General features: G+C 30.8%; 17 protein-coding genes. All 17 read right to left on the bottom strand.

Going from position 1 to position 20514, the window contains the following annotated elements; genetic code table 11:
* Positions 1-448: 448 nt before the first annotated feature.
* Positions 449-1081: a hypothetical protein gene (locus tag ACTU6T_RS00630; RefSeq protein ID WP_460219330.1), complete on the bottom strand. Its 633-nt coding sequence runs from the start codon at positions 1079-1081 to the stop codon at positions 449-451.
* 147 nt (positions 1082-1228) lie between these two features.
* A complete protein-coding gene (locus tag ACTU6T_RS00625) occupies positions 1229-1579 on the bottom strand; it encodes a CPBP family intramembrane glutamic endopeptidase (RefSeq protein WP_460219329.1) in 351 nt (116 codons plus the stop codon).
* 1103 nt (positions 1580-2682) lie between these two features.
* Positions 2683-3423 carry a DUF6090 family protein gene (locus ACTU6T_RS00620; protein WP_460219328.1) on the bottom strand — a complete coding sequence of 247 codons (741 nt, stop codon included), beginning with the start codon at positions 3421-3423 and terminating at the stop codon, positions 2683-2685.
* A 160-nt stretch (positions 3424-3583) separates the two neighbouring features.
* Entirely contained in the window at positions 3584-4531 is a 948-nt protein-coding gene (locus ACTU6T_RS00615; RefSeq protein ID WP_460219327.1) for a DUF4238 domain-containing protein, read from the bottom strand.
* Positions 4532-4689: 158 nt separating this feature from the next.
* Positions 4690-5130, bottom strand: a complete 441-nt coding sequence (locus tag ACTU6T_RS00610; RefSeq protein WP_460219326.1) for a hypothetical protein — start codon at positions 5128-5130, stop codon at positions 4690-4692.
* 1068 nt (positions 5131-6198) lie between these two features.
* The gene (locus ACTU6T_RS00605; protein WP_460219325.1) at positions 6199-6705 is read right to left on the bottom strand and encodes a hypothetical protein; all 507 of its coding nucleotides are present in this window, start codon (positions 6703-6705) and stop codon (positions 6199-6201) included.
* A gap of 248 nt (positions 6706-6953) precedes the next feature.
* Positions 6954-7214, bottom strand: coding sequence for a hypothetical protein (locus ACTU6T_RS00600; RefSeq protein ID WP_460219324.1), 261 nt, complete (start codon positions 7212-7214; stop codon positions 6954-6956).
* A gap of 13 nt (positions 7215-7227) precedes the next feature.
* Positions 7228-7488 (bottom strand): hypothetical protein, encoded by a 261-nt coding sequence (locus tag ACTU6T_RS00595; RefSeq protein ID WP_460219323.1) that lies wholly within the window; start codon positions 7486-7488, stop codon positions 7228-7230.
* Positions 7489-8172: 684 nt separating this feature from the next.
* Positions 8173-8748 carry a hypothetical protein gene (locus ACTU6T_RS00590; RefSeq protein ID WP_460219322.1) on the bottom strand — a complete coding sequence of 192 codons (576 nt, stop codon included), beginning with the start codon at positions 8746-8748 and terminating at the stop codon, positions 8173-8175.
* Positions 8749-9415: 667 nt separating this feature from the next.
* Positions 9416-10315 (bottom strand): hypothetical protein, encoded by a 900-nt coding sequence (locus ACTU6T_RS00585; protein ID WP_460219321.1) that lies wholly within the window; start codon positions 10313-10315, stop codon positions 9416-9418.
* A 228-nt stretch (positions 10316-10543) separates the two neighbouring features.
* The gene (locus ACTU6T_RS00580) at positions 10544-12514 is read right to left on the bottom strand and encodes an ATP-binding protein (RefSeq protein WP_460219320.1); all 1971 of its coding nucleotides are present in this window, start codon (positions 12512-12514) and stop codon (positions 10544-10546) included.
* 162 nt (positions 12515-12676) lie between these two features.
* Positions 12677-13201: a RusA family crossover junction endodeoxyribonuclease gene (locus ACTU6T_RS00575; protein WP_460219319.1), complete on the bottom strand. Its 525-nt coding sequence runs from the start codon at positions 13199-13201 to the stop codon at positions 12677-12679.
* Position 13202: 1 nt separating this feature from the next.
* Positions 13203-13625, bottom strand: a complete 423-nt coding sequence (locus ACTU6T_RS00570; protein ID WP_460219318.1) for a hypothetical protein — start codon at positions 13623-13625, stop codon at positions 13203-13205.
* Positions 13626-13804: 179 nt separating this feature from the next.
* Entirely contained in the window at positions 13805-14395 is a 591-nt protein-coding gene (locus tag ACTU6T_RS00565; RefSeq protein ID WP_460219317.1) for a hypothetical protein, read from the bottom strand.
* A gap of 345 nt (positions 14396-14740) precedes the next feature.
* Entirely contained in the window at positions 14741-17758 is a 3018-nt protein-coding gene (locus ACTU6T_RS00560) for a type I restriction endonuclease subunit R (protein ID WP_460219316.1), read from the bottom strand.
* Positions 17742-18509, bottom strand: a complete 768-nt coding sequence (locus tag ACTU6T_RS00555; protein WP_460219315.1) for a restriction endonuclease subunit S — start codon at positions 18507-18509, stop codon at positions 17742-17744. The genes ACTU6T_RS00560 and ACTU6T_RS00555 overlap by 17 nt, the downstream gene beginning before the upstream one ends.
* The gene (locus ACTU6T_RS00550) at positions 18506-20272 is read right to left on the bottom strand and encodes a type I restriction-modification system subunit M (RefSeq protein WP_460219314.1); all 1767 of its coding nucleotides are present in this window, start codon (positions 20270-20272) and stop codon (positions 18506-18508) included. Before ACTU6T_RS00550 ends, ACTU6T_RS00555 begins: the two co-directional genes overlap by 4 nt.
* Between the last annotated feature and the right edge of the window lie 242 nt (positions 20273-20514).

Raw genomic sequence — 20514 nt, 5'->3', positions numbered from 1 at the left:
ACAACGGTTTTGTGTATGATATCGTTGTGTTGATTAGGAACTAAGTTAGCAAATAAAACCACAACGTAGGAAAATCCGCAGGATTTTCCGAAAGGACACAAAGCGAACAATGAATTATACACATTGTTACCTAATAGTTACGACACAAAAGAGTGATCACGAATGATTAGAGCGTTGAAGCAGGAGTGGATTCCGAGTTAGAGTAAACAGTCCATTCCGCAGGAGTATTAAGTTCCGCAAAGTTGCTCAAAATTCCGCACGAGTAAGATTCCGATTCTGAGTTAAATTCAGAGTTGAGTGAGAAATAATTCAGAGTATGGGTTTCCGCAGGAGTAAGTTCGGAGCTATTTGGTGTAACGTGTTTGTGTATGATGTCGTTGCGATGGTTTAGAACTAAAATAGTAAATAAAACTAGAACGTTGGAGTTTCCGATAATTATTCCGAAAAGTTAGGGAAGGAGCAATGCACTATACACGTTGTTAGCCACTGTTTTCATTTCTTTTTTTATTATCGAGTCAACTTCATTTTCGGTAAATCTTAAGTCTCCGTTTGAATAAAACCTTATTTTAAAATCATTCATTTTCCAAGGTTGCATTCTTTGAGATTTCCAGTTATTTGGGCTTTCCAATTCAATCAGTTGATAATTGTCAGCGATTGAGTTTATAATTCCAATATTGTCTCTAAATTCCATTTTTTTATTGAACGGAAAGGAATAATTTAATTCAGAATTTTTTAAAGTTCCGTTATTTTCAACCACAACAAAATAGTCAGTTTTCCTATCTCTCAAATCAATAATTATTTCACGTTTTGCGAATGAAAAGATTGTAATTCCAACAATCAAAAGCGCAAGCTCAATTCCGTTTAATTTTTTTGTGTTTACTCTTTTTGCAAAAATTCTGTCCAGAATTACAATTAATACTACAATTAAAACTCCAAATAAGATAATTGCACCACCCAAACTTCCACCACCATTTAAGGTCAATCCGTTGATTCCAATCGGAAGTCCAACCAATATCAGAATTATTCCCAAAATCGAGAATATTGTTTGATTCTTAAATATTTTTCCGATTGTGCTTTTCATAAATTGTGGCTAACGTTGTTGTGTATGGTTAGTTGCGTGGTTAAGCAACTAAATTAATAAACAAATACGAACCTGAGAAAATTCCGAAGGAATTTTCCAAATAAGTACTTGCCAAAGCAATTAATTATACACGGTGTTGGCATGTCGTTAATTAAATATTGTATAAGCCATAATATTCCAAATCATATGTAAAACAATTGAAGGACCAACTGATTTGGATTTATAAAAAAACAAACCCATAATTATTCCACCAAAAAATGTCGAAAACGGATGATACATTGAAAACTCAATATATTCTGAGAAGAACGAAATAAATGGAATATGAATGAAGGCAAAAAGTAAAGACGTAATTAATATCGAAACAAGTCCGTTATAATTTTCACTCAGCTTTCCTTGAATAAATTTTCTAAAAAAGAACTCTTCAATGACAGGAACAATTAGTATTGAGGCAACAATGGCAATAGAATTTATTCTTGAAATATCAAATTGATATGTCAAAATAGTATTTAAATTTTCCTGAAAGTATATAGACCTTAAAACTGCTCTAATTAGAGGGAAAAAAAGTCCGATTACGAATGCGATTAAGTAAAATTTAAGCTTCGTGGACTTCAATTTAAAGAAATCCATACCTTCTTTGTTTTTAAAAAAAGTGCTATGCAACCTAAAGTCAGAATAGAATTAAAAAAATGACCATTATTAATTAGCCAAGAGTATTCTTCGAAAGGAACTAAAAAAGCCCATAGAGCAATAATAGTAGTGAAAATTGTATAATAAAATGTGTAAATAATTGATTTCGGGATGTTCATTTTACTTATGCATGCCAACGTGTTTGTGTATGATTTCGTTGCGTGTTTCAGCAACTAATTTAGTAAACAAAAACGAACGCGAGAAAATTCCGAAGGAATTTTCCAAATAAGCAACGACCAAAGCAATTAATTATACACGGTGTTACCATACGTTTTTTATTCAGTTACTGTTTTGTATTGATTCCTATAAATCAAAATACTCAATACTGTTCCGATTAAAAAACCTATGAATAAATAAAGTCCAAAATTCATACTGTTCAGACTCATAGTGCTAAAATTAAGTTCTGTTTTAATTTCACTTCCATTATAAAAATTAGATATATTTTGAAATCTATTTTTTAATTGAAATATTCTGAATAGCCATAGTGAAATTCCACAAACAACTATTATTCCAAACGAAATTAAGCCTTTATTAAAAAAGGTAATTTTCGTAATTTTTTTTATAATCAGATAGAGTAGTGGAAGAATTCCGATAGATAATGCGAATAAAATATGAGAATAAAATTGTCCGCTTACAGTTCGGCTTCCAATCCTTATAGTTTTGTTGGCTATTTGAGAATGAGAAAAGTCAAAAAACAAATCTCGAATTATAAATCCGATAAAGAAAAATATTAAAATCAGTCCTAAATATTTTAATGTGTTCGTCATTTTCTCAAATGTATGGTAACGGTTTTGTGTATGGCTCGTTGCGGAAAATCAGCTATGATTTTCCGCCGTAACCGAAAGATAGCAAATTGCAATGAATTCTGATGAGGAATTCAGCCGCAATGAGCTATACACGTTGTTGTGCTTTCGTTATTTTATACGGTTTTTCAATTCGTTGTTAACCATTTTTAATGTCTTTTCAGTTTTTTCTTTGAATCTCATTAAATTTCGTTCGTATGCCAAATTTAAAAGTTCCAAATGGTAAAATGGCCCTAAAACTTTTGGGTCATTCAATAGTAGCTTGTAATCATAAGCTATCATCAATCCGCCAAAGCCCTCTGAAATTTTAGTAATTTTAAAGTTATCGTATATATTTTCGGCTTGAATCAAACCTAATTGTTCAATTCTTGATAGAATTCCGTTTATATCTGCCAAATCTGTTGTATAGTGTTGCGTGATTCGTTTTCTTAATTCGGTATTTTGAATAATATCAAAACCTCTTTCTTTTAATAACTCAAAACCAGAGTTGTTAAAAGTTTTGTAGCCTCTGTGATAGTAAACGTCCATAAATAAGCCATCCAGTTTTTTGTCATAAGGCAGTTTTTTCTCAATATGTAATATTACTTCTCTACTATGAAGTATTTTATTTTCTAAATTCTTTAAATTATTAGATAAAACTGATACATCTTGATTAAGTGCCACTTGTATTTCAGATAGCGTTTCTAATTCCGATTGACGTAATTGCTTATTCGTATTCCAATTATTAATCTGTAAAGCAATTAAAATTCCAATAACGACAAGAACTATTTCTCCAATTGCATAAATCAGATACTTGCTGAATTTGTTTTCAGAAAGTAAGTTCTGTCTAATTTTTCTAAAAAATTTTATCATTGGTTAGAGGTTTGTCATAATGAAGCACAACGTGTTTGTGTATGATTTCGTTGCGTGTTTCAGCAACTAATTTAGTAAATAAATCACAGATAGAAAGTCCGCGAGGACTTTCGTAAGTATGCTAGAACTAGCAATGAATTATACACGGTGTTGCCCACAGTTATTTATTCCACAAATAGTCTGTCATATCCTTAAATTTTGTCAGATATTCAATATGCTCAAATAAATTTCCAACTGTAAATTCAGAATCATTTACCTTATTAGATTCTTTATAATACTCGACATAGTAATCAAGTAATTCTTTGTTTCCAGAACCAATAAACCTCTCCGATTTGTTCATAATGCAAAGATTAATTCCATTAACAGTATAATCATCGATAAACGACGGATTTTTTTCATTCAATATCAAAGTTTTATTTTTAGAAATGGGGAAAATAATTTTCTCAAATACATTTTCTAAAGTCGGATTGTCATTTAGGTATAGAAAAGGCATATCTCCAATTAAAAATTCGTTATTAGAATTGGAATTTAGACTAAATAATTTCCACAATTTTATTAGTCTATTGATTTCTATTTTACTTGCATCAGAATTTGCTACAACTGGTTTTAAATGCTTTGCAAATTCTATATCTGTATGAATCTTATCTTTTATTTCTTTGATAAAAGCATCATCATTTGAGTATCTTTTTCCAGAATTTTCATCGTACAATCCAAAATATGAATTACAAAGACCTTCTTTTTTAATTAAATCCCTCAATATTAAATCTGAAGTAGGTGTCCGCCAAAACAAGTTTATCATAAAATTTAAGAGGTCAGTTTTTTCAAAATCAGTAGAGGAATCAGTTAAACTTTTATTCTCAATAAATTTTTTTACAATTTTACTTCCAAAACTATCAATTCGACCATAAAGGTCAACTTCCGAACTCGAAATAATTTTATTTTCGTGTATTACGTTATTAAGGTTCTTTTTGAAAAACCTTCTGTCAGGAATTGAAGGCGGATAAATCTTGTCTATTTTTTTGTCATAAACATAAATCAGTTCATTTTCATCACAAAATCCTTTCTGAAAAAAGATTGGAATAAAATGATGGTCTTTTGACTGTTTCAATGTTGGTTTTTAATTGTGGGCAACGTGTTCGTGTATGGTTAGTTACGATGGCTAGGTTAAAGTTAGTAAAAGGAAACGAACCATTAGGGAAATCCGCAGGATTTTCCGAGTGCAGGCTGAACTAGTAATTAACTATACACGTTGTTGTGTGTTGGCTTTTATTCCAACTTCACATAGAATTGGTGAATTTCACCTTTATCTTCACTGAATAATTGAGTAACTAATTCTGATTCAGTTAACGAGATTATTTTACAATGAGCTTCTCCTAAATCATCAGTTACTAATTCTTTTTTCCAGTATTCATTGTCAATATCAAAATGTATTATTTTATTTCCTTTATCAGATAATTTCCACTTTCCAGTTTCATTCCAAGCGCACTGTTTTGATATGTATTTACCGTTAGATATATATTGAATTGTGTCTCGGCAATTCAATCCTACGTATTCTTTTCCGTCTATAGTTCGATCAATTTTATTAACCCATTTACCCACAATTATTTTATTCCAATTAGTGTTTAATGAATCTTTTTGTCCAAACGCAATATTCGCGATAAGAGCATAAAAGAAAATAATTCCGATTTTTATTTTGAAGTTCATCATTTTGTTCAGCTTGCACACAACGAGTTTGTGTATGATAAGTGCGAAAGAAAGTGATAAGATTTTCCGTCGCTATTATTATAGAGTTTAAATATACAGATTTTCTAAGAAGCTTTATTTAAGCATTTATTATACGCGTTGTTAGCTATTTTAGTGCAACACTGCCCTTAGGCAAAGCTAAAAGTTAGCTTATAAACCAAAAGCAACCGAGAGAAAATGCGATCTCACAATTTACAGATATGTATAAGACTACAATGCCAGAAGCAATTACAGACCTAATATACTCGCATTTAGGTTGCACCTAAGAGTTATAAACAGCCACCTTTTATGGAATAAGAACGAATCAGAACGCTTACCAGCTATTTACAAGTATGTATGAGATTACAAAAAGAATTTAGGTATTCACGAACCATACTAGCGTTTAGTTCCCATAAAAGGATTGAATTGATTTTTTAAAAATCCGAAGATTTGAATAGTGAAGGAAGTTAGCTGAGGTTAATTAATTTTCGGCAATGCACTATTTTAGCTAACGTGTTTGTGTATGGTTTCGTGCGGATTTTCAGCCGAAGCGCCTTGCGCAAGGATGAGCCACTTGTGGCGAAAAATCCGATGGAAAAAAGGAGCAAAGCTGAGTCTTGCAATTTTTCCAAGAAAAACATACTTGTATGTTTAAAGATATAAATTTAATTCGAAGTTCAAATGCAAGCATGAACTATACACATTGTTAGCTACTGTTTATATCATTGCTAATAGAATTACAGATCCAATTATTAAAATAGTTTTGGTTATAAAAATAGACTTCATATAAAATTCCAATTTGGATTTACGAATCCATCTAATAATAATTATTAACCAGCTGACTAATCCAATAAAAATTGTAAATAAAGATATAAGTGCTGGAATGTTTATGGCAAAAGAATTTACTTCATTGGTTTGGTATATTCCATTTTTAAATATGTGATCTAAAAGTAGAGAAGTAGAAACGAACAAAAGCATAAGAGAAAATACATGAAAAATGATTATAGATATTTTTTTAATTTCTTGATATGTCATTTTATTTAAACTTGTGAGCTATAGTTTTTTATTTTTTATTCTTTCCGTTTTCAAGATATTTTCAATTTTGGATATTAAGATATCTGTTGAACTATTTGCAATAAGTTTAATGATAAAAAAATATGCTGTGCCGATAATTGGGAGAAACATAATTTCAATTTTATCAAATCCATTTATAATTATCAGATATAAACTAATTGTAAATGTTATTACAGTAAAAATTAAAGAGAACCAATATTGTATATAAAAAGTAACTCCATTTATACGTGTTAATTTTAGAATGCTTTCTGTTCCATCGATATTTGAATTTAAACAAGTTATATTCAGTTTTATTAATGGTCCTAGATTAGGCTGAAAAGTAATAAAAGAAATACCATTGTAGATTTCAATTCCTCCATCATTCGAATATTCTCCCGACAGATTATATTTTTTTTTGAAAACATTTTTATTGATTTCAGATGAAATTATTTCATTTAGATTATTTGGTGACTCAAATAGTTTGTATTTAACGATTTTTTCTTTCAACTATAGGATGATCTAAATTGTAGCTAACGTGTTTGTGTATGGTTTGTTGCGGAATTTCAGCCAAGCGCCTTTGCGTTTGGATGAGCCGTTTACGGCGAAAATTCCGTTGGAAAGAAAGGCGAGAGGCTGAGCCAGACTTTCTTTCCGAATTACTTTGTTTTAAAAGTAAGAAAAAATCATCTACTTAGCCAACATACCGCAATTGACTATACACGTTGTTGTGTACAGTTTTTGTTATTTAGTAGCATCTATTTGCTAAGAAAAGCAATCAAAAAAATAGAACCAGTCCAAAATAAATAGCCATAAAGCTTTACTTTTTTCACTTCTTTTAATTTGTTTTCAAATCCATAATCCTGAAATCTTTTCAGTTCAGATTCCGAAAAGTGATCATCTCTATAATTGGGCTTTGGAGTAAAAAAAGGTAAAAAGAAGAAAGTCAACCATTCCTCTAAGGTAAGAGAAGCATTTTTCCGTTTGGTTTGATTTTTTCTTTCAAGATTGTTTTCCATTTTCGCTATATTATTAAGGTTGTAGTTCCCACCACTTAGAAACTTCTGTAGCGAAATTGATTGCCTCATCATCTTCTATGTCAAAACCATAATATGAGATAAGTTCACTTTGAATCACTCTTGTTAAGGTTTTAAAATCTGATTTTCGATATAGGTGACTAATTAGTTTATGACTTAAAGCATCGAATTCACCTTTTGATGAGCCTGAGATCAAATTCCAAGACCTAATTAATTTCTCAAGTGCCAAAGCTTGAAACATAACTGTTTTGCTCATTTTTTTGCGATTGCCCATAAATTGTACACAACGTGTTTGTGTATGATAAGTGCGAAAGAAAGTGATAAGAATTTCCGTCGCTATTATTATAGAGTTTAAATATACAGATTTTCTAAGAAGCTTTATTTAAGCATTTATTATACGCGTTGTTAGCTATTTTAGTGCAACACTGCCCTTAGGCAAAGCTAAAAGTTAGCTTATAAACCAAAAGCAACCGAGAGAAAATGCGATCTCACAATTTACAGATATGTATAAGACTACAATGCCAGAAGCAATTACAGACCTAATATACTCGCATTTAGGTTGCACCTAAGAGTTATAAACAGCCACCTTTTATGGAATAAGAACGAATCAGAACGCTTACCAGCTATTTACAAGTATGTATGAGATTACAAAAAGAATTTAGGTATTCACGAACCATACTAGCGTTTAGTTCCCATAAAAGGATTGAATTGATTTTTTAAAAATCCGAAGATTTGAATAGTGAAGGAAGTTAGCTGAGGTTAATTAATTTTCGGCAATGCACTATTTTAGCTAACGTGTTCGTGTATGGTTAGTTATGTTGGCAAGGTCTAAGATAATAAAAGGGAACGAACCATTAGGGAAATCCGCAGGATTTTCCGAGTAGAGGCTGTACTAATAATTAATTATACACGGTGTTAGCAACTGGCTTTATACTTTTATTTATTCCGCTTGTTTTAATGTTCCGTCATCGTTGATAAATTCAAATTGATGATTTTGGTCTATTATTTTTCCACCTTGATTTAGAAAAGAACCAAACATTCCTCTCCAATCTTCGTCGTCAGATTCTTGATTGGAATCCCAGCGAATAATTCCGCACAAATTTGGTTCGTCCAATTCCGATTTAATTACAATTCCGAATTCTCCATTTAGTGAAACTTTCGTTCCGTGAGTGAAATCGTGATTCTTTTTCCAATTATCTACTCGACTGAAAATTCTATTTCCTAATTCCGAACCATCCATTCCAGTAAAGTCGTCCCAATCGCAAGTTGGTGCAAACCAATTCCAGATTTGAGTAAAATCAGCAACATTATCGTTTTCAATTTCATAAAGTTCTTCGACAAACGCTTTATAAAATTCCTCGGCAGATGAAAATTTGTTTGAATAACCACCTTTAAATTCAGATAACATTTTTTCGGCTAAATGTAAGTCCGCAAATAGTTCAAAAAGTTCCCACTTCTTCCAATATTCAATTTTGGACAGTTCCTTTGATTTTTTCCTAAATATTCGGTTAAACATTGTCGTTTCTTCAGCTTGTTGCTAACGAGTTTGTGTATGATAAGTGCGAAAGAAAGTGATAAGATTTTCCGTCGCTATAATTATAGAGTTTAAATATAAGGCTTTTAATTGAAGCTTTATTTAAGCATTTATTATACGCGTTGTTAGCTATTTTAGTGCAACACTGTCCTTAGGCAAAGCTAAAAGTTAGCTTATAAACCAAAAGCAACCGAGAGAAAATGCGATCTCACAATTTACAGATATGTATAAGACTACAATGCCAGAAGCAATTACAGACCTAACATACTCGCATTTAGGTTGCACCTAAGAGTTATAAACAGCCACCTTTTATGGAATAAGAACGAATCAGAACGCTTACCAGCTATTTACAAGTATGTATGAGACTACAAAAAGAATTTAGGTATTCACGAACCATACTAGCGTTTAGTTCCCATAAAAGGATTGAATTGATTTTTTAAAAATCCGAAGATTTGAATAGTGAAGGAAGTTAGCTGAGGTTAATTAATTTTCGGCAATGCACTATTTTAGCTAACGTGTTCGTGTATGGTTAGTTATGTTGGCTAGGTCTAAGATAGTAAAAGGGAACGAACCGTTAGGGAAATCCGCAGGATTTTCCGAGTACAAGCTGCACCAGTAATTAATTATACACGTTGTTGTGAAACGTTTTTTATTTCTTAAAAAGCCCACGAGCCTTAAAAACTCCATTCTTTTTGTCTGTAAAAAGCTTTTCAATACTCTCTCCTTTCAATCCTTTCCATGTTCCATCTGTTGATTTTTCCACTGGGTCAAATTGGTATTTTTGATGATAGTAATTTCCTTTTTCTTTACTCAATGATATGTACAGTAATACATTTTCATAATTCTCAAACGTTGGTCTTCCGTAGTGATCGTAGGCTAGGAATTCAATTGTGTCAGATTTTAAATCGTTAAATACATTTATCACCACTTTGTATTTAGCTTTAAACCCTCTGTCCATAACATAACTTTCTCGTATCAAAGTATCTCCAGTTATTGTATCAATTATTTTTCGCATGTTATTTTCGTTTGGGTCAAATTCCGTGACTGATATTTTTTTTCCGATGAATGCGTATAGATTTTTAGATTCATCTTTAAATTGAAATTCTGATTTTAAAAGATATCCATTACTTAAAATATCCCAAGCTTTATTTTTTTTATTAAATACAAAGCGAATGCCAGGTTGATAACCATTCGTTTCTTTGCCATTGTCAGTAAATACCAAATCAAAATTTATGTCTATTGTATCTTTAGATATGATTTTATGTGTTACTCTAAATGCATTAATTTTTTTCTTTTCTTTAATAGACAAATCAGTCAATTCTTTATTAGTAAGGAATTTGTATCGATCAGATACATCCAAACCTTCTATCCGACTTCCATATTCGTTCAACTCTATGTATTTCCATCCACTTGACAGCAACAAATCAAATCTGTTGTTCAGTGCTTGAACATATAAATTATCTAATTCTGTTGAATCGATTGAATTGTTTTGCCCACTAACTGATGAACTAGCTAGGGTTAGAAATAATATGATATTGAATAGTCTCATTTTTATGTTTTGATTAATCAATATTAATTACTTTTTGTATTTCAGAAAAATGATAATGAGTGAACCATTCATTTTGTTGAGTGAAGTTTGTTTTTAAATGTTTTACAACGTGTTTGTGTATGATTTCGTTGCGTGTTTCAGCAACTAATTTAGCAAATACAAACCGAATAGAAAATCCGCGAGGATTTTCGTAAGTAGGCGAGTACTAGCAATGAATTATACACGTTGTTATGTGCTGGCTTTTTTCAGTTCGTTTGGTAAATATTCGCTGTATTTTGATTTTAAATAATCTAAATTTTGTTGATTATCCATTAAATTCAAATTCAGTTTGTCTTTTATAAATTCGTATCTAGTTCTAGCTTCATTAAGAATATGTCCCCAAGTTAAAACGTAAACATCATATAAATCAGTAGCGACTACGTGTCCATATTTTCTATCGGTTTGTTCTAATTCCGATTCAATGTCTGGTTTGATATCTTTAGTTACTAAAAGGAATTTCCATTTAGTTTTTTCTTTTGGAAATCTTTTGTCTTTACTAATTCTAGCTGCATAAAGTTTTATTTGCATTAGTTCGTCAACTCCTGCATCAACTTTTGGTTTTTTTAATTCAATTATTAAGTTTGTTTTGTGACCTGGAATTCCTTGTGGGAATTGTCTCCAAAGACAAACATCTGGAATAATTTGTAATTCAGTATTTGATTCACTAGCTACAGTTTCTTCAAAATCCGTTCTGCCTAAATGTTTCAAATATTCTTTTAAAACATTTTTGAGTGTAATGTCATCAACGCCATAAGTATATTCATCTCCGAATAACCAAGTTTCGTTTACAAGAATTTTATGCAAATGTTTTCTTTCTAATACATTTTTGTTTAATTCTTTATTATAAATTAATTCTTCTAGACCATTAATAAAACGTAGTCTGTTTTTAATCTCTGTCATAGTATCTATAATACTTGACAATGATGTTTCCTCTAAAATCTCAACAAGTTCCTCTCTTTTTTCATCAGGTAATTCAATTACCTCTGTTAAAATTCTTTGAAGAGAAGAAGAATCTTTTTCTAATGCTTCTTTAATAAGTGAAAGCGTAAATTTTTTGCTTTTATCATCTTGACTTTCAAAGTCTGGTAAGTATTCATTGACTTGAAGCGCAACAATATCAAATACTTGTCTTTTGCTTTCCTCTACAAGTGAATCCGCATTTTCCTTATATGGATAAAGTCCTTTTGATTTTAATTCGTTAATAAATTCTCCAGAATATAAATGAAGTCGTTTTCTAACATACTCACGAGCGAATTTTTTTGCCTCTCCATAAGCACCTTGCAGTATATCATCAAAATTCTCTAAATCAATTCGATTTTCTCTATGCAACTTTTCTACATAAATAGACTGTATAAAAATTGAAATAGGAATTGTTGACCTAATTCCAAGATTTAATTCTTTGAATGGAACACCTTTGGTGTTACACAAATATGTTTTCTTTTTTATGTCAAAACTCCATTCGATTACTTTAATTACAAAACGATATGATAATTCTCCGTCTTCTACGAGAAAGTCTGTTTCATCTGTATTTTTTATTAAAGATTCAAATTCTAGTTTGTTACCATTGAAGTAAATATTGAAATCATTATAATTTATCCAATAAGAAGCAAACTTTTGCTCTATTTCTTTTCTGAATTTAAAATCCAGTGCTTGGTTTACATTTTCTTGGTTTACGTTTTGAATTTCAACTTTAAAACCTGTTTCCGCATTTCCCTTTGGAAGTGTTTTTAAATCACTAAAGTTTGAATGAGATAAATTATTTCGGTCAAACGTTACAGTAAACTCTTTTAATGATTCTCCATTTTTATAAACACTTGTGAATTTCACTAAATCTCCTAGCGCAAGTGATTTATATCTTCCTTTTCCCTCTTTTCCGTGATAATGTCGTCCGCTTGGACTTGTATTTGTTAGTTTCTTTTCTGAACCACCTAATCTGCCAAATACGTCTTGAGCTTTTGAATATTCAATTCCAAGTCCGTTGTCAATAACCATAAGGTTCTCATATCCTCCAAGTTTGTTTTTAACGTATTCGATTTTAATTTCTGTTGAGTCGGCATCAAGAGAATTCCATATAAGTTCAGAAATTGCTGTAATTCCACTCGCTCTCGTTAAAGATTCGATATGGTCTTGCTCAACTCCAACATCAATTATTTTTGGCATATTCTATGTTTTTTTCAGCTTGCACATAACGTGTTTGTGTATGATTTCGTTGCGTGTTTAAGCACTAAATTTAGCAAATAAATCATAGATAGAAAGTCCGCGAGGACTTTCGTAAGTAGGCAATAACTAGCAATGAATTATACACGGTGTTCTACGCAGTTTTTATTCCGATTCTACTTCGCCAAACAATTTAATATCATTCCCAAACCCTTTGTTTTCTTCAGTTAATTCAGTAATTCCAATAAACAAAGCATTTATTTTCATTTCGTGAACGTGTTTATTTACAATTAGGCTCGAAACCTGAGCATCATCTTCGAATGCAACTCCAGTTAATCCATCTAATATTGTTTTAGTTAAATTATCAATATCAACTTCTTTATAGCGTCTTTCCAAAACTGAAAATGATAATACAACTTCGACATCTGCTGGTTTTTTTATTATACCTTTTTCTTTAAAAGCTTCGGTTGCATATTCACTCACAAGGTCTTTCATTTCTTGAATAGAGTTTTTATCTTCTTTTCTTTCATAAAAGTTTTTTAACTCAACTTCATTTCCGTCTTTATCTATTTCAAAAGCCTCTAAAGGTTTGAACTTATCTTGTTTTGTTGGAATGAGCTTTCCTCCATAAAATCCAAATAGAATTTCAATTTTTGGGTTTTGACGAAAAGTTACAAATTTGCTTGCCATTTTATGAGTTTTTTAAATAGTTTTCTGCGTCTCGCAAATTCAATTCTGTTTCGTTAAAAGCAGAACTTCCATTTCTATCAATATTGAAAATAGGTTCTTCCAAATTACCTAATGCAATCATTAATTGATAAATAGTATCGACATTTTTATTTTCGAGTTCTATTTTTAGCCACTTTTTAAAGTTCGGGATTAATTCAGTTTTGTGAATTTTACTTAAAGTCCAATAAGCGCTTATTCGTTTTTTTGAGTCCGAGTAAAGTCCGTTATTTATTCCATTAATAATTTGAGTTTCTAGTTCAAATGGTTTTACGTTATTTAATCCAGATTCCGCAATTACTTTTTCTTCGTATTCCGATTTTTTATTTCCGTTAGCTCTTTCAAATATGTAAGCCACAGCCTCAAATTGGTCGTTTGTCAGTTTCATTTTCTTTTATGCACGATGTTTTTCAAATTGCGTAGAACGTGTTCGTGTTATGGCTAGTTGCGTTGGCTGGAACTAAGTTAGCAAAAAAGAAACTAACCATTAGGAAAATCCGCTAGGATTTTCCGAGTACACACAGACCAAGTAATTAGTTATACACGTTGTTGTAGGTAGTTTTTATTTTACCAAACACAAAGCCAATATATTAATTCATATTCTTTTTCATTCGTTGCTATTCCTCTTGAAAATCCGTTTTTCCATTTTTCAGGTAAATTTTTTCCAGAAGATAGGTTTTCATCTGCCAAATATTTTCCAGATTTAGATTCAAGAACATAAATTTTATGATATTCAGATAAGTACTTGCTGTTTATTCCAAAGTCCCTTTCATAGGAATCAAAATTCGGTAAGGGAATTCCGTTTAGTTTATCAGAATAGTCCAATGTATCTCCAACTATTATAAAAATACTATCAGTTGGTTTATACGACTGAAATTTATTTAATTCCAATTTGCGTTTAACTTTATTAAATTCCGATGAGTCAACTTGATGTGAGAAAATCATACTTGCCTTTCCAATTGCATAAACTCCAGAAGGATAACTCACGGTAAGTTTTTTTTCTGCTTTTAATTCACTCGGAAAATGGTCAGTCATTTCTTGAGGAAATGCTCCAATTCCATTTGCATAACTTTCCAAGAATCTTTTTTCTAATTCATTTGTTTTATTTAAACAAGAACTAAAAAGAAAAGGTAAAATTAAATAAATGTACTTGTTCATTTGGTTGGGTTAAATTACCTACAACGGTCTTGTGTATGAAACGTAGCGTATAAATAAACGCTAACTTTTCGGATTTAACACGAGCCGAATTTTTTATTTTTATGTTTAATTTTCTTTTATAAATATAACCAAATAAAAAATTTGGCGTACTTTGTAAATATACAAAAACCTCTCGGAAAGCCTATAATAGCTATGTTTTATACACGTTGTTGTGCATAGTGCTTTTCACGTTCAGCTTGGTTTTCCGATGTTTGTTTTTAGTTCGGATGTGAGGGTTGGCAAGACATACTCTTTTGCAATTTTTGGCGTAGCGTTGGCTTTAGCGAATTGCAAATGTGTATGGCTCTAAGGGTTGGCGTTTCCACCAATTCCTTTATTCAACATTTCTTTAACCAGTCCGAAAATCATATTATTCACATCTTCTTTAAATTCCTTATTGTCTGAATAATGCTTGTAAAAATTGAAATTCGAGTTTATGTGTTTCAGCATTTCATCCGCTACAACTTTGTCATTCGTAATTTTTGCGTTCTGTTCGTCTGAATATTCCATTGAGTTTTTCATTTCTTGGTTATTCATAACACCTTCTGCAATATCTACTGCCATTTTTCGGACTTTGTCTGTGTCTTCAAATTCAGTTCCATAACGTTCATTAAACGTTTGCAAAATGCTCGAAAGTCTGTCAATTTCTGGGTCGTTTACTCCACCACGCATTTCAGTTGGAATAGGTTTTAAATCTTCTCCTTGTTCTAAAACAACATTGGTAGTTGATTCCAATTGCAATCGGTAACTATCCATATCAATATTATCCAAAATGCCTTGTGCTAAATCTATAGAAGTGTCGCCACCTAATTTATTTTGCAAGTGATTCAAGAAAATATAAAGCCTTTCCAAATACGCATTTTCAAATTCCACAATTTGAGAAAGGAAAATATACAAACGTACATAGGTTTTAACTTTTGCTCTAAAGTCTGCTTGTTGTTCTTCTTCTAAATCGTTTCTGAAAACATCACTCGATTCATCCAATAAAGCGTGTAATTGGTCAACAGGAACATTGTCTAAAATCCGATTAGAAAAATCTTCAACTTGTTCTCTCGTATAAACTTGATAATTATCTAAAGCATCTTGTAAATCAAACAATTTATTTGGGTCTGTGGCTTCTCCTAAAATCGTGCTTTCAAAATAAGGTTTAAACGAGTTTTCTATTTCTTCTGCTGTATTTGCAAAATCTAAAACAAACGTTTCTTTCTTTAATGGATGACTTCTGTTTAAACGAGATAATGTTTGAACAGCATTTACACCACCTAATTTTTTGTCTACAAACATTGTATGCAGTAAAGGTTGGTCAAAACCTGTTTGAAATTTGTTTGCAACTAATAAAAAACGATATTCTTGTTTTTCAAATTCATCAGGAATTTTAGCACTTGGAAATCCATTTAAACTTGCTTCGGTTTCTCCATCTATTTCTCCAGAAAATCCAACTACAGCTTTATAAGGACTATTAATGTCTTTTAAATATTGGTCAAAAGCTTTTTTGTACTTTACTGCATTTGCACGACTACTTGTGACCATCATAGCTTTTCCTTTGCCACCAACTTTCTTATTTAGATTCTCCAAAAATTGGTTAATCATTAAAATTGATTTTTTCTTAATAGCGTGTTCGTGACTTTCTACGTAAGCTTTTAGTTTCTTTTGTGCTTTCTTTTTGTCGTATTCTGGGTCGTCTTCTATTTTTTTGAGTAAAGCATAATAACTTTGATATGTTGTATAATTCTGCAATACATCTTTTATAAAACCTTCTTCAATAGCTTGTTTCATTGAATATAAATGAAATGCTCTAAATTTAGTTTTATCATCTTCTTGATATGGAACTCCAAAAAGTTCTAAAGTTTTATTCTTTGGTGTTGCTGTAAAAGCGAAATAACTTGCATTTGGTAATAATTTACGAGCTTTTACCATTGCTCTAATTAAATCTTCTCCTGTAACTTCGTCATTTTCGTTTTCATCATAATTTTCAAGGTCAGATTGTAATTCTTCTTCATCTGAAACTTTTGCTAATGTTTCATTTAGCTTTCGAGCCATTTGCCCACTCAAACTACTATGTGCTTCGTCTATTATGATTCCAAAATTATTTCCAGGTAAATCTCCAATTTCTTCAACAATATGAGGGAATTTTTGAATCGTGGTAATTATAATTTTTTTACCTTCTTCTAAAGCAGTTTTTAATTGTTTACTGCCTTCTGTAATGGCTTGAACAACACCTTTTACTTGTTGGTATTGCTTAATATTATCTCTAATTTGCTTGTCTAAAACTCTTCGGTCTGTAATTACAATTACAGTATCAAAAATAGTTTTATCTCCTGCTTTATTATGTAAGCCAACTAATTGATGTGCTAACCAAGAAATGGAATTACTTTTTCCAGAACCAGCAGAATGTTGAATCAAATATTTTTGTCCTGCACCATTTTCTTGTGCATCTGCTAAAATATTACGAACTGCTGCTAATTGATGAAATCTCGGAAATATGAGTTTCTTAACTTTCTTAATACGCTTTTTACCTTTAGAATCTAAATATTCTTTTTCTTCGGTAATGATTTGAGAATAGTTTTGAATAATATTTGTTAAACTATCTTTTGTCAAAACCTCTTTCCATAAATAGTCTGTGCGAATACCATCTTTTGGTGGATTTCCTGCACCATTTTTATATCCTTTGTTGAAAGGTAAAAAGAAAGAGTTTTGTCCTTTTAATTCTGTACACATCCAAACTTCTTCGGTATCTACTGCAAAGTTGACCACCAAACGACCAAAACGGAAAATTTCTTCGTTTGGGTCTCTGTCTGTTTTATATTGTTTTATTGCGTGGTTTACATTTTGTTTGGTGAGTTCGTTTTTTAATTCAAAACTGACTATTGGCAAACCATTTATAAACGTGACAATGTCTAACGATTTTTTATTTTGTGGTGAAAAATAGACTTGTCGCATAGCCGAAAAAATATTGGTGTGGTACAAATCATTTGCTTTTTGGTTGTAATGAGAAACTGGTTTATCGTAAAACAGACGAAGTTTTGTATCTGTAAAGCCATCTACAATGCCTTTACGCAATACTTCTATAACACCTTTTTGTTTTATTTGGTCGTTTAAACGCTTTACTATTTTTTGCTTATAAAGGTCTTTATGGAAACGTTTTAATTTGTCTAATGCTTTGGTTTGAGTCTCTTCTAAAAACTGAAACAACAAATCTTCGTCAATACAATTTACGTTGTCGTAATTAGTGTTTTCTCTTTGAACATATTTATTGCTGTCAACTAAATAGTCAACGATATGTTTTTCAAAACCGTTTTCTTTTGTGTTAGTTGATTTGTTCATTATCTATTTCGCCATATTTTGTGATTTCTTCAGCAACTAATGCTAAATTTTCTTCCTCTAAATCCATTTCATTCCCAAAATTCGATAAATCAATTTTGCCAAAAACTGCATTAAATATTAATGTTTGAAGATATTCTTTCAAAAATCCTGTTTTGGGATTTGTTTTACCAAAAATTAGAGAATTGTAGTTTTTTAAAACTTTAATTTGCTTTTTCTTTAGTTCTATAAAATCAACAATTTTATTTTGTTCTTCAATATCAGGAACAAAACAAGGGATATTATAAAATTTATCGGAATATAGACGAAGTCTACTTTCGATAATACCTGTTGATTTTCTTTTAAATTCAGATTTATAAATTTCTGTTTTGAACAAATGTTCAAAATATTTTGGGTTGTAGTTTTCCCTAAATGAATATGTGCAATATGCAGGACTAATTATTCCGTTATATTCTGAAACTGCAATTGAACCATTCCAAGCAAGCATTATGTTGCTAACTAATTGATTTTGATAAACTTTTTTGTAACCAATTAAAGATTGAGCATTAGTTAAATTATCATTTTTATCTTTTAATTTGTCTTTCTTCTTTTCAACTCCAGTATATTGAGAAAGCGATAATAATTCTTCGTTACCAATTTCAGTTTTTTGTGTTACTTCAAAAAGAATATGCTTAACCTTTTTTAATTCCCAATTTGAAGGAATTTCGCCAAGCCATTTATATTTGGTTTCTATAAAGTCAGTTCTATATTTCATTTTAATACGGTATTTAAAAGACCTAAAGTTTTCGATTCTAATAATTCAATATCACTAATTATGTCTTTTAATTCTCGATAGTCATTTGCTTGATGAAATTTTTCAATAAAGTTTATTGAATAACCAATTTTAGCAGATTTTTTATCTGGTTTTGCATTTGGTGTATATTTTAAAACTTCATTTATAATGTATTCATCAATATTTTCGGTTAGTGAAATATATTCGAAATCTTTAATATCGTGATTATCTTTAAAGTCTTTCTCTGAATGTTTGATTTTAAGTGAATAGTATCCAAATTCTTCATTTGTGTAGATTTTTGAATATTTATTATTTTCATTACTTAAATATAATTCAACAATTTTATTGATATGTTCAGAATTCAATTCACTTTTTTTCTTTCCAAGAGCTTTGGTCATTTTTTTAAAGAAAGTATCAGCTTTAATTAATTGTACAAAACCTTTTCTTGATTTAGCTTTATTATTAGATAAAATTAAAATGTATGTAGGTTGTCCTGTATTGTAAAACATATCTAAAGGAAGAGCTATTACTGTTTCTAAAAGGTCATTCTCAATAATATATTGTCTTATACCACTTTCTCCACTTCCTGCATCTCCTGTAAATAGGGCAGAACCATTATGAACAGAAGCAATACGACTTCCTCCATCTTTTGGGTCTTTCATTTTAGACAACATATGTAGCATAAACATAAGCTGACCATCATTACTACGTGAAGTCAAACATTTTTCTTCGAGTTCTCCTTTGTGATTTTTTATTGAAAGATTAAATCTCCTGTCGTTAATTTCTACTTTTTTTCCAGAACCGACATTTAAGTTGTCTATGTCTTGTTTCCAACTTGTTCCGTAAGGTGGATTGGTCAACATAAAATTGAATTTTAAATTGGGTTCAAAACCGTATTCGCTTAATGTAGAACCAAATTTTATTTTTTCTGGGTCTTCATTTTTAAGTAACATATCGGATTTACAAGTGGCATACATTTCTCCTGTATTCTCTTGTCCGTATAAATGGAAAGTAGCTTTAGATTTGACTTCTCCATCTGGGTCTGTTGCGTACTTTTTTGATTGGGTAAGCATTGCTCCAGAACCAGCACAAGGGTCGTACACTAAAAAAGTTCCGTTTTGTATTTGGTCTTTTACTGGTAAATACACCAAATGGGTCATTAATTCAATAATTTCTCTTGGTGTAAAGTGTCGTCCTGCTGCTGCATTGGTTTTTTCGTTAAATCTGCGTATCAAATCCTCAAACATATAACCCATTGCCATAGGCGATATTTTTTCAGGACGCAACTCAACTTTCGGATTACAGTATTTTTCTATTAGTGAAAAAGTTATTCCACCATTTTCAAGCGTTTCTAATTGGTTTCTGAATTTGAATTTAGAAATAATGTCTTGTACATTTTCTGAATAGCCATTTAGGTAATCTAAAAAGTTACTGTCTATGTTTTTTGGGTCGTCCAACAACTTTTTCATTGTGTATGGCGAAGTGTTGTAAAATGCTAATCCAGAACCGTGTTCTTTACTTGTTAAAAGTCCATCAAGGTTATCCATTTTGGATTTAAATTCGTTGTGAGTTTTTAGGACTTTGTCTTTGCTTTTTTCAAGAGCCAAATCTAATCTTCTCAAAACGGTCATTGGTAAAATCACGTCTTGATATTGATTTTCAAGGTATTTGTTTATCAGTACATCATCTGCGACTGTCCAGATAAAGTTTATAATTGGTTGTAGGCTTTGCGTATCTAAATTCATTCAGTTTTTGTTCTTTTTTCTGTCGCTAATTCGAGCGTTGGCTAAAATAGCTCTTTTGTTTTTTTAGCGTTGGCTTTTGCGTTGGAAAAAAAACAAATGTGCTATTTATGCGGCTGGCTTTTATAGTACAAATTTTCAATTTTTATCGTTTTTCCGCATTATGCACAACGGTTTTGTGTATGATATCGTTGTGTTGATTAGGAACTAAGTTAGCAAATAAAACCACAACGTAGGAAAATCCG

The sequence above is a fragment of the Psychroserpens citreus genome, assembly GCF_055686305.1.
Note: the sequence above shows the minus strand (reverse complement) of the source record. Positions and strands in the feature narration are given on the sequence as shown.